Origin of the sequence: Mesorhizobium sp. 131-3-5, assembly GCF_016756575.1 — a bacterium.
Lineage (GTDB): Bacteria > Pseudomonadota > Alphaproteobacteria > Rhizobiales > Rhizobiaceae > Mesorhizobium > Mesorhizobium jarvisii.
In genome coordinates this window covers 3,699,936-3,715,455 of record NZ_AP023254.1, presented here as the reverse complement: position 1 = coordinate 3,715,455, position 15,520 = coordinate 3,699,936, and the positions used below count along the sequence as shown (strand labels likewise).

The 15,520-nt window shown below is 63.4% G+C and carries 16 protein-coding genes; 10 read left to right on the top strand and 6 right to left on the bottom strand.

What is annotated here, in order from left to right:
• The first annotated feature begins 108 nt into the window (after window positions 1-108).
• Window positions 109-831, top strand: coding sequence for an aromatic ring-hydroxylating oxygenase subunit alpha (locus JG747_RS37560; protein ID WP_274609643.1), 723 nt, complete (start codon window positions 109-111; stop codon window positions 829-831).
• Window positions 779-1,270 carry an SRPBCC family protein gene (locus JG747_RS37555; protein ID WP_274609642.1) on the top strand — a complete coding sequence of 164 codons (492 nt, stop codon included), beginning with the start codon at window positions 779-781 and terminating at the stop codon, window positions 1,268-1,270. The genes JG747_RS37560 and JG747_RS37555 overlap by 53 nt, the downstream gene beginning before the upstream one ends.
• Window positions 1,271-1,273: 3 nt before the next feature.
• Here JG747_RS37555 and JG747_RS18140 read toward each other — a convergent pair whose 3' ends face one another.
• Window positions 1,274-2,473 carry an MFS transporter gene (locus JG747_RS18140; RefSeq protein ID WP_019858762.1) on the bottom strand — a complete coding sequence of 400 codons (1,200 nt, stop codon included), beginning with the start codon at window positions 2,471-2,473 and terminating at the stop codon, window positions 1,274-1,276.
• A gap of 354 nt (window positions 2,474-2,827) precedes the next feature.
• Here JG747_RS18140 and JG747_RS18135 point away from each other — a divergent pair, with 354 nt between their 5' ends.
• Complete coding sequence (locus tag JG747_RS18135; protein ID WP_019858765.1) at window positions 2,828-3,826, top strand: heparan-alpha-glucosaminide N-acetyltransferase; 999 nt, start codon at window positions 2,828-2,830, stop codon at window positions 3,824-3,826.
• Window positions 3,823-4,299 (top strand): methyltransferase family protein, encoded by a 477-nt coding sequence (locus JG747_RS18130; RefSeq protein ID WP_064983976.1) that lies wholly within the window; start codon window positions 3,823-3,825, stop codon window positions 4,297-4,299. The genes JG747_RS18135 and JG747_RS18130 overlap by 4 nt, the downstream gene beginning before the upstream one ends.
• 6 nt (window positions 4,300-4,305) lie before the next feature.
• Here the strand turns inward: JG747_RS18130 and JG747_RS18125 are convergent, their stop codons facing one another.
• Both JG747_RS18125 and mgtE read right to left on the bottom strand, forming a co-directional pair.
• A complete protein-coding gene (locus JG747_RS18125; RefSeq protein ID WP_006203215.1) occupies window positions 4,306-4,692 on the bottom strand; it encodes a MerR family transcriptional regulator in 387 nt (128 codons plus the stop codon).
• Window positions 4,693-4,825: 133 nt separating this feature from the next.
• A complete protein-coding gene (gene mgtE / locus JG747_RS18120) occupies window positions 4,826-6,238 on the bottom strand; it encodes a magnesium transporter (RefSeq protein ID WP_202359743.1) in 1,413 nt (470 codons plus the stop codon).
• Between the two features lie 424 nt (window positions 6,239-6,662).
• Here mgtE and JG747_RS18115 point away from each other — a divergent pair, with 424 nt between their 5' ends.
• The 5 genes from JG747_RS18115 (at window position 6,663) to sucD (ending at window position 11,684) form a co-directional block, all read left to right on the top strand.
• Window positions 6,663-7,283, top strand: a complete 621-nt coding sequence (locus JG747_RS18115) for a response regulator transcription factor (protein WP_202359742.1) — start codon at window positions 6,663-6,665, stop codon at window positions 7,281-7,283.
• Window positions 7,284-7,406: 123 nt separating this feature from the next.
• Window positions 7,407-8,597, top strand: a complete 1,191-nt coding sequence (locus tag JG747_RS18110) for an aminotransferase class V-fold PLP-dependent enzyme (RefSeq protein ID WP_202359741.1) — start codon at window positions 7,407-7,409, stop codon at window positions 8,595-8,597.
• Window positions 8,598-8,609: 12 nt separating this feature from the next.
• On the top strand, window positions 8,610-9,566 hold the full coding sequence (locus tag JG747_RS18105; RefSeq protein ID WP_202359740.1) for an HpcH/HpaI aldolase/citrate lyase family protein: 957 nt from the start codon (window positions 8,610-8,612) through the stop codon (window positions 9,564-9,566).
• Window positions 9,567-9,585: 19 nt separating this feature from the next.
• Entirely contained in the window at window positions 9,586-10,770 is a 1,185-nt protein-coding gene (locus JG747_RS18100; protein ID WP_064983969.1) for a malate--CoA ligase subunit beta, read from the top strand.
• A gap of 14 nt (window positions 10,771-10,784) precedes the next feature.
• Window positions 10,785-11,684: a succinate--CoA ligase subunit alpha gene (gene sucD / locus JG747_RS18095; protein ID WP_019858772.1), complete on the top strand. Its 900-nt coding sequence runs from the start codon at window positions 10,785-10,787 to the stop codon at window positions 11,682-11,684.
• Between the two features lie 210 nt (window positions 11,685-11,894).
• Here sucD and JG747_RS18090 read toward each other — a convergent pair whose 3' ends face one another.
• The 3 genes from JG747_RS18090 to JG747_RS18080 form a co-directional block, all read right to left on the bottom strand.
• Window positions 11,895-12,389: a DUF302 domain-containing protein gene (locus JG747_RS18090; protein ID WP_038647466.1), complete on the bottom strand. Its 495-nt coding sequence runs from the start codon at window positions 12,387-12,389 to the stop codon at window positions 11,895-11,897.
• 68 nt (window positions 12,390-12,457) lie between these two features.
• The gene (locus JG747_RS18085; RefSeq protein WP_202359739.1) at window positions 12,458-13,318 is read right to left on the bottom strand and encodes an alpha/beta fold hydrolase; all 861 of its coding nucleotides are present in this window, start codon (window positions 13,316-13,318) and stop codon (window positions 12,458-12,460) included.
• 148 nt (window positions 13,319-13,466) lie between these two features.
• Window positions 13,467-14,237, bottom strand: a complete 771-nt coding sequence (locus JG747_RS18080; RefSeq protein ID WP_019858777.1) for an alpha/beta fold hydrolase — start codon at window positions 14,235-14,237, stop codon at window positions 13,467-13,469.
• A 212-nt stretch (window positions 14,238-14,449) separates the two neighbouring features.
• On the opposite strand from JG747_RS18080, the gene JG747_RS18075 reads away from it, so the two are divergent.
• Entirely contained in the window at window positions 14,450-15,412 is a 963-nt protein-coding gene (locus JG747_RS18075; RefSeq protein WP_019858778.1) for an AraC family transcriptional regulator, read from the top strand.
• Window positions 15,413-15,520 lie beyond the last annotated feature (108 nt).

The window sequence follows — 15,520 nt, the reverse complement described above, 5'->3', positions numbered from 1 at the left end:
ACCAAATTCCGCCGGCAAACAGCGCGATTGCGCCATGCCGTTTCCAGGCACGAGAATTGACAATTCTTCCTGCCGGGTGTCGGCTGGCCGCTTCACAGGAAGCCAGCCATGCAGCCCACTGCCAGCGAGCGCGCCCCTTACAATGGCCTGACCCAGGCCGAACCGACCCTGCCCTCATCGGCCTATTGGGATGGTGAGAACTACCAGCGCGACCTCGATGCCATTTGGTACAAGAACTGGCTGCTCATCTGCCGCGAGGCCGATCTGGCCCAGCCGCTGGCCTTCCGCCGATTCCGCATCGGCACGCAGGACATCGTCGTGCTGCGCGACGACACCGGCGAGCTGCGCGCCTTCCACAACACCTGCCGCCACCGCGGCTCGCAGCTTTGCCAGGAGAGCGAGGGCCGGCTGAAGGCGCGACTGATCACTTGCCCCTACCACGCCTGGTCCTATTCGCTGCGCGGCGACCTCGTGCGCGTGCCGTCGAAATCCTTGCCCGATGGCTTCGACAAGGCCGACCATCCGCTCTACCGCGTCGCGCTCTCGGTGTGGCGCGGTTTCGTGTTCATCAATCTGCAGGAGGATGCGGCGGGCTCAGCGCAGGCATCCTTCGACCCGGCCTCCGGCAATCTCGGCAACTGGCCGCTGGAAACGCTGGTATCAGGCCATGTGCTGCGCAAGGTAATGCATTGCAACTGGAAGATCTTTTGGGAAAACTTCAACGAGTGCCTGCACTGCCCGGGCGTCCACAAGGACCTCTCGCGGCTGGTGCCGATCTATGGCCGCGGCCAGGCACGACGATCCCGAATGGATGCGCCATGCCGACAATGACGCACCGGAATTTTCCGGCGGCCTGCGCGCCGGCGCCGAGACCTGGTCGCGCGACGGCCAGGCGCACGGGCCGGTCTTCTCCGGATTGACGCCAGCCGAACGCGCCGCCGGCCAGACCTACGCCACCAGCCTGCCCTCGATGTTCATCGTCGGTCATGTCGACTATGTCAGGACCGTGCGCCTGGTGCCGCTCGGCCCGGAAGAGACCGAACTTGTCGCCGAGTGGCTGTTCGCGCCCGAGGCGCTGGCCGCGACCGATATCGACAACATCGTCGCCTTCGGCACACAGGTGCTGGAAGAGGACGCCGCCATCTGCGAGGTCAACCAGAGGGGCCTGCGCTCGATGCGCCACCAGGCCGGCGTGCTCATGCCCGAGGAGTATGAACTGCACCGCTTCCACAACTGGGTGCGCGAGCAGCATGCGGCACTTTCGCCGTGATCCTCACAGAGACTTCGGCAGGTAACGCCAGGTCACGAACCCGCAAACCGCCGCCAGCAGGCCGAGCGTGACGAACACCGAGCCCAGTCCGAAGAAGGCCAGCACCACCGAATAGACCAGCGGCGGCGTCAGCTCGGAAAAATCGAGATAGGTGCGGTAGACCGCCGCCATCTGCGCCCGCTCATAGGAGCGCACCGAACGCATGAAGGCGGTCGAGCCCAACGCATCGAGCGCTATGGTGAAAAAGGCGCCGCACAACAGGAAGGCGCCGGTGAGCAGCGGCACGGTTTCGCCGACCGTGCCCGCCGCCAGAAGCATCGCCGACATGGCGAAATAGGCAAATGTCATGGTGCGCCGGCCGCCAAAGCGTTTTCCGGCCTTGCCCCAGAAGATCGCCATGAACAAAAGCGCGTTGCCGGCCGAAACCAGCAGACCGCCGGCCAGCTTGCCCTCGCCGGTGATCACCATGAACAGTGGCCCATAGACGAAGAACGTCGTCCAGAAGCAGGAGCGACCGAAGGCGATCAGCCAGGCAAGCCTCAATCTGGGCTGCGCGACGAAGCGGCCGATATTGGCGAGCGGATTGGCCGGCCGTGTCTTGCCGGGCCGGATCGACGGGTTGTCGCCCAGCCGATAGGTCCAGAACAGTGCGAGCAGGGCCAGCGCGAACACCGCCACCGCACCATGCGCGGCGTAGATGCCGAATCGCGTGTAGAGGAAGATGCCGAGCGTCGGCCCACCGGTCCAGGCGAGCATCGACCACGCCATGCGCAGCGATTCGGCCTGCATGAAGTCGGTCTTGCGGATGTGGTCCATGATGTAGAGATTGAGCGTGATCGAAAGTGCACTGGCGCCCATCACCCGGCACAGCATGCCCGCCAATTGCCCGGCCAGCGTATGGGTGACGAAGAACAGCGAGCCGATGGCGAGCAGGCAGGCGCCTGCGGTGTAGACCCAGCGCCGGGCAAAACGGCGGATCAGCATCGGCATGAACAGGGTCACCGACAGGCCGAGCAGCGCCACGATGGTGTAGAGGATCGAGACGATCTGCTCGTTGTGCAGGATCTCGTAGGCCTGGATCGGGATGACGCTCGACACCGTGGCGCGAGCGAAGGATTCGACAGCATAGAGCGAGGCGAAGGTGCGCGCATCCGCGGCCCTGAGGGCCGGAAGCCAGATCGGATGGCGCACATGGGTGGACATTGCTTCCCCAAAGCAGAATCACCGGTCAAATCTGCCTTGGCCGTTCCCGGACGATTAAGAGGAAACCGACGCATAGGCCGTGAAAAGCGAAGTCGGTCAACGACTTCCCGGCGCTGGCCCAAGGTGTGTTGAGATTCAGGTCAGGCCGAGCCGAAAATGGCGGTTTTCGAGAACTGGAGCGGAGCGGACATTCAGGTCCGTGAGCACCGGAAGCGCAGAAAGCCGCCGTTTGCAGGCCGGCATCACCTGAACATCGGCACACCTCAAAGCGTCGCTTGATCCGGTGCCCCGGCCTTCTTCTGTCCGGTCCAACCGTGATAGTTCTCACGCAGGGCTGAATCAGATCGCGAGACCATGACCATCCATACGCCGACCGCACCCGTTCCGGAGCCTTCGAAGCGCATCGTCGCCATAGACATCGTGCGCGGCGTCGCGCTGCTCGCCATGGCGAGCTACCATTTCACCTGGGACCTGGAATTCTTCGGCTATACCGATCCAGGCCTTACCGCCTTCGGCTGGTGGAAGATCTACGCGCGCTGCATCGCCTCGACCTTCCTGTTCCTGGTCGGCGTCAGCCTCTACCTCGCGCATGGCCAGCAAATCCGCTGGAACGGTTTCTGGAAGCGTTTCGCCATGGTCGCCGGAGCGGCGATCGCCATTTCGGTGGTCACCCGCATCGCGACGCCGGACGGATTCATCTTCTTCGGCATCCTGCACGAGATCGCGCTCGCCAGCCTGCTCGGCCTCGCCTTCCTGCGGCTGCCGGCCCTGCTGACGCTTGTCGTTGCGGCGCTGGTCATCGCCGCGCCCGTCTATCTGCGCTTTGAAGCCCTGGACCATCCCTGGCTGTGGTGGATCGGCCTGTCGGCGATCAATCCACGCTCCAACGACTATGTGCCGCTGTTTCCATGGTTCGGCGCGGTGCTTGTCGGCATTGGGGTGGCGAAACTCGTTTCAGCCTCCGGCCTGCGAGCTCGCCTGGCGAGCCTCATGCCCGGCCGCCGGGCCAATCCGCTGGTCTTCATCGGCCGCCACAGCCTCGCTTTCTACCTGATCCACCAGCCGCTGCTGATCGGCTGCGTCTGGCTGTTCTCGCAAGTCATGCCGGCCCAGGTCGAAACCGTGCAGGTCAATTTCCTCAAAACCTGCCAGCGCTCATGCGAGCAGACGCGCAACGCGACCTTCTGTTCGAGCTATTGCGGTTGCATGCTGACGACGCTCGAGGGCGAGGCCGCGCTTGATCGGCTCGAGAACAACGACCAGACTGCGGAATTCCGAGCGCATCTGGGCGATCTGGCCGCCAGCTGCACGGGCCAGACCGAGGACAAGATGGACGAGGGAGGAACGCAATGACCGAAACCCAGCCGAAGCCGGGTGTGATACCGTGGCCGCCGGTGATCTACGTCGCGGCAATCGCAATCAGCGTGATCCTTGGCCTGCTCTATCCGCTGCCCTGGATCGGCGACCTCCTGGGCGACCTGCTGTTTGCGGCCGGCTGGGTGGCGCTGTTCGGCGTCGCGGCACTGTGGTTCACCGCCATCCGCACCATGGTCCGGGCCAGGACGACGCTCAACCCCAATGCGGTGCCGGACCACCTCGTCACCACAGGTCCATTCGGCATTACCCGCAACCCGATGTATCTGGCCAACACGCTGCTTTTGATCGGCGTCGCCTTTGTCACGGGGATCGTCTGGTTCCTGCCGCTGGCGTTCATCGCCGCCTTCGCCACGCAGAAGGTCGCCATCGAGCGTGAGGAAAAGATGCTGGCGGCGAAGTTCGGCAAGAAATACCGGGATTACGCCAAAAGGGTGCGGCGCTGGATCTGAGCGGCGTTACGTATTGACGCCGAGCTCCACCAGCCGCTCGACGCAGGATTCCTCGGCCTGGTCGAGCTCGGCCAGCGTCTCCTCGAGGTCGCGGCGCTTCTGGCGCAGATCCTCACGCTTTTCCTCGATGCGCTTGATCATCAGCTTCAGCTGTCCGACCTCGCCTGGCGGCTCCTTGTACATCTGGATGATTTCGCGGATCTCGTTGATAGAGAAACCGAGCCGCTTTCCGCGCATGATCTGCCGGATGAGATGGCGGTCGGACGGGCGAAACAGCCGCGTGCGACCCCGCCGCACCGGTTGCACCAGCCCCTCGTCTTCATAGAAACGCAGCGTCCGCGTCGACACGTCGAATTCGCGGGTCAGTTCGGTGATTGAATAATATTCCCGCATTGTCGCTCCATGCCCGAACCCCGGGCAACGCCACGCGGCGCTGCCTCCCGTCCCGAACCAAACCCTTGCCCGCCGGAATCGACATGGCCCCCGCGCGAGCCTCGCACGGCATTTACGTAAAAGTCAATTGAGGCTACCTGACGCCGAACCACCAGCTTGCAAGGCCGAGGAAGGCGAAAAAGCCGACGCAGTCGGTGACGGTGGTGACGAAAACCGCCGACGCCACGGCCGGATCGATCTTGAACCGGTCGAGCATGAGCGGGATCAGGATGCCGGCAAGGGCGGCCGCGAACATGTTGATGATCATCGCCGCGCCGATGATCCCGCCCAGATTGGGATCGCGAAACCACAGCGCCGCGACGATGCCGATCAGAACGGCAAAGACAATGCCGTTGATGAAGCCCACACCCATTTCGCGGCGGATGATGCGGGCGGCATTGTAGATATCGAGATCCTTCGTCGCCAGCGCCCGCACGGTGACGGTCATGGTCTGCGAACCGGCATTGCCGCCCATGCCGGCCACGATCGGCATCAGCACGGCGAGCGCCACGATCCGCTCGATCGTGTGGTCGAACAGCCCGATGACCGATGCCGCCAGAAATGCGGTGACAAGGTTTACCAGCAACCAGGGAACGCGCGAGCGCGAGGTTGCAAACACCGCGTCGGAGAGTTCCTCGTCGCCGACGCCGCCCATGCGCAGCAGATCTTCCTCGGCTTCCTGCTGGATGACGTCGACGACATCGTCGATGGTCAGCACGCCGACCAGCCGCTCGTTCTCGTCGACGACGGCGGCCGACAAAAGATCGTACTGCTCGAATTCCCGCGCCGCCTCTTCCTGATCCATGGTCGCCGGAATGGCGTGCCGCGTCTCATGCATGACATCCTCGACCTTGACAGCGCGCTTGGTGCGCAGGATCTGGTCGAGATCGATGGCGCCGACGAGCTTGAAGGTCGGGTCGATGACGAAGATCTGGCTGAAGCGGTCGGGAAGGTTCTTGTCCTCGCGCATGTAGTCGATGGTCTGGCCGATGGTCCAGAACGGCGGCACCGCGACGAACTCCGTCTGCATGCGCCGCCCGGCGGTCTCTTCCGGATAGTCGAGCGAGCGGCGCAGCCTGATCCGTTCGGTGAACGGCAGCTGCGACAGGATCTCGTCCTGGTCTTCCTTTTCAAGGTCTTCGAGAATGTAGACGGCGTCGTCGGAATCGAGTTCCTGCACCGCCTGCGCGATCTGCGCATTGGGCAGGTGATCGACGATCTCCATGCGGATCGCCTCATCGACCTCGGTCAGCGCGGAGAAGTCGAAATCGGCGCCTAGCAGTTCGACCAGGGCTCGCCGCTGTTCGGGATGCAGCGCCTCGATCAGGTCGCCCAGTTCCGACTGGTGCAGATGGTCGACTTCATGCTTGAGGGTCGGCGTATCGCGGTCGGCGATCGCGGCGCCGATCTGCGCAAGGAAGGATGAAAGGACCGCACCGTCCTCGCCATAGATATCGGCGTGGGCGTCGTCAGCCGCCTTGGCGGAGATCGTCTGCTTGTCCTCCACCAGCGCCTCCCGCCATCCCGGAAAAATTGTGTCTCAGGTCTAGAGCATCGCAGCTTAAAGCGGAAACCGGTTTCACGGAAATCCGATGCATCTCGCCCGCAGACGCGATTCGGTTTGAGAACTTATCGCTCTAAGGCACGGAATATCAAACGAAACGCTGGTTCCACGCAACCAGGTGAGCGTATCGCCGATGCCTGACCTGGCAATGCCATTTCCATCAGGAACCAGCCAATCCCGGCTTCAGACGGCGCGACAGCCGATGTCGCTGGGGAAAGAGCACCCCGGCGCGATTGGGGCAGAATTGTCATGATACGGGTCCAGGCCTGAAGCCTGGCCTTTGAGTTGCGACACGACCAGCCCAGGACAAAAACGGCCCTTGAACAGCAAGCCCGGGAAAACGAGCAAGGCAATTGGCGACCGGCGCATGCGCATTGTCGTCGCCGAGCGCAACCCATTCGTCATATCGGCGCTGCGTGAAATGCTCGAATGCGACGGCCGTTTCGAATTGCTGAGCAGCGTTCAGAGCGGCAGGCAATTCCTGGATCTGGCGACGACGGGCGGGTTCGACGTCGCAATCATCGGCTGGAAGCTCGCCGACATGGACGGCGCGGATGTGCTGGCCGAGGTCCAGAGCCGCAAGCTCGACGTGCGCATCACCGTCTTTTCCAACGACCATGACATCGGCATCCTGAAGCAATGCGTGCGGCTGGGAGCGCAGGGCTACTGTTTCCAGTTCGACGATCCGGCGATTATCTTCGACACGATCCTGGCGGTCGCGCATGGCCGCATCTGCATCCCCTATATCGACATCAACAAGGTCAACGACACGCCGCTCGCGCAGCTCACGGTGCGTGAGCGCGAGCTGCTGGCGGTGCTTTCCGACGGCTGGACCAATCTGCAAATCGCCACGCGCACCGGCATTTCCGAGAACACGGTGAAGTACCACCTCAAGAATCTCTACGACAAGCTCGACGTCCGCAACCGGGCGATGGCCGTCGCGCTCTATGCGCGCGAGAGACGTACCCAGAAGCAGCCTCTCGGGTAGGCCAACAGGGTAGGCTTTCCCCACCCGCGCGCGGCGAGATCTTACCCGCTGAGGTGTTGTTGGCTTTAGCCGTCGAAACGAAACTCCCCCCACCGCTTTGCTGGATCAGGAGGAGTTCGCACCATGGCCGGTTTCACCCATCTTTTCATTCCCGGACCGACCAACATCCCCGAACAGGTCCGGCAGGCGATGAACCTGCCGATGGAGGATATGCGCGCCGCGTCCTTCCCCGATCTCACTCTGCCGCTGTTCGAGGACATCAAAAAAGTCTTCAAGAACGAGACCGGCCGCGTCTTCATCTACCCGTCCTCGGGCACCGGCGCCTGGGAAGCGGCGATGACCAATGTGCTCAGCCCCGGCGACCGCGTGCTGATGTCGCGCTTCGGCCAGTTCTCGCATCTGTGGGTCGACATGGCCGAGCGCCTCGGCCTCGAGGTCGATGCCATCGACTGCGAATGGGGCACCGGCGTGCCGCTCGAACTCTATGCCGAGCGGCTGAAAGCGGACAAGGCGCACCGCATCAAGGCCCTCTTCTGCACGCAGAACGAGACGGCGACCGGCGTGACCAGCGATGTCGCTGGCTGCCGCGCCGCGCTCGACGATGCCAACCACCCTGCCCTGCTCTTCGTCGACGGTGTGTCGTCGATCGGCTCGATCGATTTCCGCCAGGACGAATGGGGCGTCGACTGCGCCGTCAGCGGCTCACAGAAAGGTTTCATGCTGCCCGCCGGCCTCGGTTTCCTCTCCGTGAGCAAGAAGGCGCTCGTCGCTTCGCGGACCGCCACCCACCGGCGCTGCTTCTTCTCATTCGAGGACATGATCCGCGCCAACGATGCCGGCTATTTCCCCTACACACCGGCGACGCAGCTGCTGCGCGGCCTGCGCGCCTCGCTCGACCTGATCGCCGAGGAAGGGCTGGACAACATCTTCGCCCGCCATCATCGCCTCGCCGAAGGCGTGCGCAAGGCGGTCGACGCCTGGGGCCTGAAACTCTGCGCCAAGGCGCCGAAATGGTATTCCGATACGGTCAGCGCCATTCTGGTGCCGGAAGGCATCGACAGCGCCGACATCGTCAAGCGCGCCTACCGCACCTACCAGACGTCGCTCGGCGGCGGCCTCAACAAGGTGATGGGCAAGGTCTTCCGCATCGGCCATCTCGGCTGGCTGAACGAGGTGATGGTGCTCGCCTCGCTGTCGGCGGCCGAAATGGCGCTGCTCGACTGCGGCGTGCGGCTGGCGCCGGGCTCCGGCGTCGGCGCCGCCATCCAGCATTTCCGCGCCTCGGCCGCCGTGCCGGTCGCCGAAGCCGCCTGAGGGAAACCGACGATGAGCCACACCATCAACCATTTGAAGAAGCTGCGGCTGCAGCGCAGCGAGCTGGCGGTTCCCGGCTCCAGCCCGGAAATGATCGACAAGGCGGCCAACAGCGCCGCCGACTTCGTCTTCCTCGACATCGAGGATGCGGTCGCCCCGCCCGACAAGGAACGCGCCCGCAAGAACATCATCCAGGCACTCAACGACATCGACTGGCGCGCCAAGGGCAAGACCGTCTCGGTGCGCATCAACGGGCTGGACACCCACTACATGTACCGCGACGTGATCGACGTCATGGAACAGGCCGGCGACCGGCTCGACACGATCCTGGTGCCGAAGGTCGGCGTGCCGGCCGACCTCTATATGGTCGAAGCCATGGTCAACCAGATCGAGATGGCCAAGGGTTACAAGACCCGGGTCGGCCTCGAAGCGCTGATCGAGACCGCGCTCGGCATGGCCAATGTCGAGGCGATCGCCGCGACGCCAGGCCGGCTGGAAGCGATGCATTTCGGCGTCGCCGACTATGCGGCGAGCTGCAAGGCGCGCACCGTCAACATTGGCGGCCTCAACCCCGACTATCCCGGCGACCAGTGGCATTTCGCGCTGTCGCGCATGACGGTTGCCTGCCGCGCCTATGGCCTGCGCGCCATTGACGGGCCGTTCGGCGATTTCTCCGATCCGGAAGGTTACATCGCCGGCGCCAGGCGCGCCGCGGCGCTGGGCATCGAAGGCAAATGGGCGATCCATCCCTCGCAGATCGCGCTCGCCAACGACGTCTTCTCCCCGCCCGAAAAAGAGGTCACGCGCGCCAGGCGCATCCTTGAGGTGCTCAAGGAAGCCGAGGCTCAGGGCAAGGGAGCCGCCGCCCTCGACGGCAAGATGATCGACGCCGCGTCGGAACGCATGGCGAGGAACGTTCTGGTGGTCAACGAGGCCATCGAACGCGCCGGCCAAACCGCCACGCATTGACTGTTCAGGGAGGACAACAATGGACATCCACGAATACCAGGCCAAGGAACTGCTCGCCCGGCACGGCGTGCATGTGCCGCGCGGCGGGCTGGCCTACAGCCCCGAACAGGCGACCTACAGGGCGCGCGAGATCGGCGGCGGCAAATGGGTCTTGAAGGCGCAGGTTCATTCCGGCGCGCGCGGCAAGGCCGGCGGCATAAAATTGTGCGCCAATGACGAGGAGATCTCGAGCGCCGCCGAAGCCATGCTCGGGCGCAAGCTGGTGACCCAGCAGACCGGACCGCGTGGCAAGCTGATCTCCCGGCTGTATCTCGAGGAAGCCGTCGACATCGCCCAGGAGCTCTATGTCGGCTTCGTGCTCGACCGCAAGGAAGAGCGCGTCATGATCGTGGCCTCGGCAGCCGGCGGCATGGAGATCGAGGATATTGTCGAGAAAGAACCCAATTCCATCCTGCGCACATCGGTCGACCCCGGCGTCGGCATGCAGCGCTTTCAGGCACGCGAGATCGCCTTCGGGCTCGGCCTCGATCACAATCTGATCGGCAAGGCGACCGAAACCATCTTCAGCTGCTACCAGGTGTTCCGCGACTACGACGCCTCGATGCTGGAGATCAATCCGCTGGTGGTGACGCGCGACGGCAATCTGATCGCGCTCGACGCCAAGATGTCGTTCGACGAGAACGCGCTGTTCCGGCGGCCTGAAATCTCCGAACTGCGCGACAAGAGCCAGGAAGACCCGCGCGAAACCTTCGCCAGCGACCGCGGCCTCTCCTATGTCGGCCTCGACGGCAATATCGGCTGCATCATCAATGGCGCGGGCCTGGCCATGGCGACGATGGACATGATCAAGATCGCCGGCGGCGAGCCGGCCAACTTCCTCGACATTGGCGGCGGCGCCTCGCCCGAGCGGGTGGCGAAATCCTTCCGCGCCGTGCTCGGCGACAAGAATGTCGAGACCATCCTGGTCAACATCTTCGCCGGCATCAACCGCTGCGACTGGGTCGCCGAGGGCGTCATCAAGGCGATCCGCGAGGTCGGCGTCACCGTGCCGCTGGTGGTGCGGCTCTCCGGCACCAAAGCCGAGGAAGGCCGCCGCATCCTGGCCGATTCCGGTGAGGCGGTGATCGTCGCCGACACGCTGGCAGAAGCCGCCGAAAAAGCCGTCGCCGCCTGGCGCGCGGCCGCCAAGAAAAAAGCAGCCTGAGGGAGGTCGAGAAAATGGCAATCCTGCTCAACCGCAGCACCCGCGTCATCGTCCAGGGTTTCACCGGCAAGATCGGCAGCTTCCATGCCGAGGACATGAAACGCTACGGCACCAAGCTGGTCGGCGGCGTCACCCCCGGCAAGGGCGGCCAGACGCATCTCGGCCTGCCCGTCTTTAACACGGTCAAGGGCGCCGTGCGCGAGACCCGCGCGGAGGCAAGCATCGTCTTCGTGCCGCCGCCCTTCGCCGCCGATTCGATCATGGAAGCCGCGGACGCCGGCATCAAACTCTGCGTCTGCATCACCGACGGCATCCCCTCGCAGGACATGATGCAGGTCAAGCGCTATATGCGCCGCTACCGCTTCGAGGACCGCATGCGGCTGATCGGCCCGAACTGCGCCGGCATGATCACGCCGGGACAGGCGCTGATGGGCATCATGCCCGGCAACATCTACCTGCCCGGCCGCGTCGGCATTGTCGGCCGCTCCGGCACGCTCGGCTACGAGGCAGCCTCGCAGATGAAGGCGCTCGGCATCGGCGTGTCGACCAGCGTCGGCATCGGCGGCGACCCGATCAACGGCTCCTCCTTCAAGGACATGCTGAAACTGTTCGAGCAGGACGACGAGACCGACGCCGTGGTGATGATCGGCGAGATCGGCGGACCGCAGGAGGCGGAAGCCGCGATCTGGGCGCGTGACAACATGCGCAAGCCGCTGATCGCCTACATTGCCGGCCTCTCCGCCCCGAAAGGCCGCCGCATGGGCCACGCCGGCGCCATCATCTCGGCCTTCGGCGAGTCGGCGCAGGAGAAGGTCGAGATCCTGAAGGAGGCAGGCGTGATCATCGTTCCGACGCCGTCGTCGTTTGGCGAGGTGGTTGCGGATACACTGGCGCGGATGAAGAAGGCGGCGTGATTTCCGCGCCTCTCCACGCTGGGGGGCTCTCACATAAGCCCGCGCGAGCCTCCCGGAGAGTCGGCGATCACCCTTGCCAGGCACCGCCCGCCGAGAATTGAAACCTCCAGCGCCGTGCCGGGCGTGCCAAGCCCCAGCGGCAGCAGCGCCAACGCCATGTCATGGCCAAACGCGTGGGAGTAATCTGCCGCCGGAAGCGTCACCATGAGGTTAGTTTGCGCATTCGCGTAGCAAGGTTGTGATTTTCGCATCAAGATCGCGAGCGACGGCAAGAGCCTCCAAACTACCATAAGGGAGCAGACAACTCTCCATTTTGTCGTAGGAGACGTGCACGCCATCGGGACGTTCATCAACAAGGATTGTGACTGGAGCGTAAGATCCAGCATCGGGAACGTGCTTGACCATTTCTTTCATGATGAGTGGATTGCCCACCAGGAACCGCATGCTCTTGGGAGTCTCGGTTCCAGTTTCGCGGCGCAGAATGGCGCCCAAGTCGAATTCCGCGAAAAGCATGAGACCTGTGCGGCCCAGGCCGCTTTGCACAACGCGCTCCAAATCCGAGAAGGAATTTGCAGCCCCCGTCGCCTTGAAAAATTCGACAATGTCAGGTTGCCCGACCGCTGACTTGAGCGCGGCCACAACGGCGTCGAATGGTTTGGAACACGTCAGGCTGAAACGCTCAACCTCGACCTTTGCGATTGTCATTTCTTTCTCCGTAACAGCTCTCAAGAATAAAGGTGCGACCGATCGCGCCGGGATTATGCAGCGGCCGATTACGCTTCCAGGTAGGTCCGGACGTGGCTGACGAACAATTCGTGGTGCTGAAACAGGGCGCCGTGGCCGGAATCGGGATAGAGGACCAGCTGGGCGTTGCTTAGAGCCTTGAACATTGCATAGGCGTTGTCCGCCGGCAGCATGGTGTCGTGGCTGCCGCTGACCACAAGGGCGGGCTGGCGGATGGCGCGCAGAATGGCGTGCTCGGGATCAGGTGTGGCGCACCAGGTAATAAGCGCCTTGGCCTGTGGATCCGTCACCGCGCCGCCGTTGTCGGTGTCCCGATCCTCCTTACGCGCCTTCGCCCGCTTCAGGAACGCCAGGCCGGCCGACTGGCTGGCGGACGACTTCGTGAAGAATAGTGGCAGGCGGACGTCCGGCGCGTCGGTTTGGGAAAACGCGTCCTGGAGAACCGTCAACAGATGCTCTTCTCCGCCTCTCGGAGCCGTGCCGACGAGGATGAGCTTGCGCACCAGCCGTCCGTGCTCGGCAGCGATCTGCTGGGCGACACAGCCGCCGAGGGAAAAGCCAAGAAGGTCGACTTCGGAGAGGCCGAGCAGTTTGATAAAAGCGACCGCGTCTTGGGCCATCGCCGCGATATTGTCGGGCGTTTGGCCTGTCGAGCGGCCGACCCCGGCGTTATCGAAAGCGATCACCGGTCGATCGGTGGCCAGGACATTCACGACGGCGGGGTCCCACGCGTCGATGTTGCCCGAGAAATGCTGCAGGAGAATCAGCGCAGTTCCGGTCGATGGGCCGAGGCGGCGATAGGCGAAGCGGATTCCGCCGCCTTCGATGTAACGGGTGGGCGCTGTTTCTAGCGTTGCGGCGTCCTGGCTCGAGGTGTCGAACTCAGTCATGTCATCCTCCGGATGCTTGGCACAGATAATCGAGTGGGAGTAGCTGGTGCGGTTTTGGCTAGGTTTGAGCCGCTCGCGGACCAAGGCATTCCGTAGTCCGCCGAGCACGCATGGTGCTCCCGGCACGAAGGCGCCGGGAGCACAATCGTCACTTCACGAGCGCGGCCTTTTCAATCACCGCGGCGACTTCCTTCGCGTGGACGACCAGGGATGCATGGCTGCCGGCGACATCCGTCGTCTGGGCCTTCATCCTTTCGGCGAACAGCTTCTGGACCTCGGGTGCGATGACCTTGTCCTTCGTGCTGATCACATAGAATGTCGGCTTGTCGTGCCAGGCCGCCTTATCGACGGGAGCCTCGAACGCCGTGTGGTTCAACGGGAGCTGATGGTTTGCCAAGGATTCGGCGATCTCCGCGGGAAGGTCAGCCGCGACTGCAGAGGGAAACACTTTGGGATCGATGTAGAGGTTGCCCTTTTCGTCGGGATGAATCGCCGCGGCGCCTTCGGTTGCCGGACCGCTCTTGGATAAGCCCGCCAGAGATTCTCCCACGTCGGGCGCGAATGCGGAGACGTAGACGAGCGCCGAGACGTTGGGATCGTCACCTGCCTGCGTGATGACCACACCGCCCCAGGAGTGGCCAACGAGGACGGTCTTGCCGTTCTGTTTCGCAAGCGCCTGTTTGGTGGCATCGACGTCCGCCGCGAGGGAGGTGAGCGGGTTTTCGACGAGCGTTACATTGTAGCCCTTCTTCGTGAGGATATCGGCGACCGGCTTCCAACTCGTCTGGTCGACGAAAGCGCCATGGACGAGCACGATATTGTGGGCCGCCCCCTTGGGCAGTTGAGCTGATTGGGCGGGGGCGGCGACTGTTGCTCCGGCCATGAGGACGGTAGCGACTGAGAGTAGAAGATTTCGCATTGGTTGCTCCTGTTGAGATAACGGACGACGCGGGTCCGAGGAAAGGCAGGCGTGCCGGCAACAGTCGCGGTTCTCCCATCTGCCGCTCGGGTGATGGTTGCGGCGCGACCTGTTGGCTCGACTTGCGATCAACTAATACGTGGAGCACTTGGACGTTAGGCCTCAATCGTCCGAATATTGTGTCCGACCGTCCGTCGTATTAACATCGGAAGATGGACATCCTCGCTGAAGTGCTCGACCGCGTTCGCCTTGGCGGAACCTTGCTGTTCCACTTCGAGCTCGGCCATCCCTGGAATCTGGCACTGCCAGCGCGCCCATACGCCCTGTTCCATTATCTCAGCCGTGGCTCGGCTACCCTCGCGCTCGAAAATGGACGAGAACTTCACATGACCGAGGGCGACTTTGTTGTCGTCACGCGCGGCGAGCCCCATGTGATCTACTCGGATCGTCGGACAGAGCCGTTACCGATTCTCGACATCGATCGACTGGCTGGGCGTCTTGGCCTCATTCGTCACGGAGGCGGCGAGCAGCCGCTCGCGACGATGATCTGTGGCAATTTCACCGTGGCGCGGCCCTCGCGCGGCAGCGTGTTGGAATTGCTTCCGCCCCTGCTTCTCCTGAAGCCGACGGAAGACGGCGGATGGCTCGATGCGATTCTGCAACGCATGGTGAGCGAGGCAGCGCACGCGCGTCCGGGCCAAGGCGTTGCACTCTCACGACTGACAGAAGTGCTCTTCGTCGAGGTGCTGCGAAGCTGGATCAAGTCGCTCGACCCCGGGGAAGGCGGTTGGCTGGGGGCGATGGCGGACCCGCACATAGGACCGGCACTTCAGTTGATCCACGAACGACCGGATCGACCCTGGACGCTTGGCGAGCTCGGGCAAAGCGTGGGACTTGGTCGTTCGGCGTTTTCGGCTCGCTTCACCAAGCTCGTCGGCGAGTCCATGTACCGTTATCTGATCTCACGCCGGATGTCGGAGGCCGCATTTCTGCTCGAAACGAGCGACGAGGGGATTGCACGGATTGCGGCCCGTGTCGGCTATGAGACCGCGGCCGCGTTTTCGAAGCTATTCCATCGACATCACGGCCTTTCGCCTGGCCGTTATCGAGCAGCTCGCCGCTCTGACGGTGGCCGGAGGCAAGAGGACGTTCTGGAAGCAGAAGTCGTCGATTGACCTCCCGCGCTTGTGGTAGCGCGCTTCTACAGGAGCCAAGATCAGGCCAAGATTGCGCAACAAAACTTAACATCACTTCACGCATGCAGCCATTTTCACCTGAAATAG

Bases quoted from the DNA above. Each gene is read 5' to 3' on its own strand.
- JG747_RS18140 (WP_019858762.1), bottom strand. From the start codon at position 2,473: ATGTCCACCCATGTGCGCCATCCGATCTGGCTTCCGGCCCTCAGGGCC.
- JG747_RS18080 (WP_019858777.1), bottom strand. From the start codon at position 14,237: ATGCGAAATCTTCTACTCTCAGTCGCTACCGTCCTCATGGCCGGAGCA.
- JG747_RS18110 (WP_202359741.1), top strand. From the start codon at position 7,407: ATGGCCGGTTTCACCCATCTTTTCATTCCCGGACCGACCAACATCCCC.
- JG747_RS18100 (WP_064983969.1), top strand. From the start codon at position 9,586: ATGGACATCCACGAATACCAGGCCAAGGAACTGCTCGCCCGGCACGGC.
- JG747_RS37560 (WP_274609643.1), top strand. From the start codon at position 109: ATGCAGCCCACTGCCAGCGAGCGCGCCCCTTACAATGGCCTGACCCAG.
- JG747_RS18135 (WP_019858765.1), top strand. From the start codon at position 2,828: ATGACCATCCATACGCCGACCGCACCCGTTCCGGAGCCTTCGAAGCGC.
- JG747_RS18090 (WP_038647466.1), bottom strand. From the start codon at position 12,389: ATGACAATCGCAAAGGTCGAGGTTGAGCGTTTCAGCCTGACGTGTTCC.
- JG747_RS37555 (WP_274609642.1), top strand. From the start codon at position 779: ATGGCCGCGGCCAGGCACGACGATCCCGAATGGATGCGCCATGCCGAC.
- sucD (WP_019858772.1), top strand. From the start codon at position 10,785: ATGGCAATCCTGCTCAACCGCAGCACCCGCGTCATCGTCCAGGGTTTC.
- JG747_RS18105 (WP_202359740.1), top strand. From the start codon at position 8,610: ATGAGCCACACCATCAACCATTTGAAGAAGCTGCGGCTGCAGCGCAGC.
- JG747_RS18075 (WP_019858778.1), top strand. From the start codon at position 14,450: ATGGACATCCTCGCTGAAGTGCTCGACCGCGTTCGCCTTGGCGGAACC.
- JG747_RS18115 (WP_202359742.1), top strand. From the start codon at position 6,663: ATGCGCATTGTCGTCGCCGAGCGCAACCCATTCGTCATATCGGCGCTG.
- JG747_RS18085 (WP_202359739.1), bottom strand. From the start codon at position 13,318: ATGACTGAGTTCGACACCTCGAGCCAGGACGCCGCAACGCTAGAAACA.
- JG747_RS18130 (WP_064983976.1), top strand. From the start codon at position 3,823: ATGACCGAAACCCAGCCGAAGCCGGGTGTGATACCGTGGCCGCCGGTG.
- JG747_RS18125 (WP_006203215.1), bottom strand. From the start codon at position 4,692: ATGCGGGAATATTATTCAATCACCGAACTGACCCGCGAATTCGACGTG.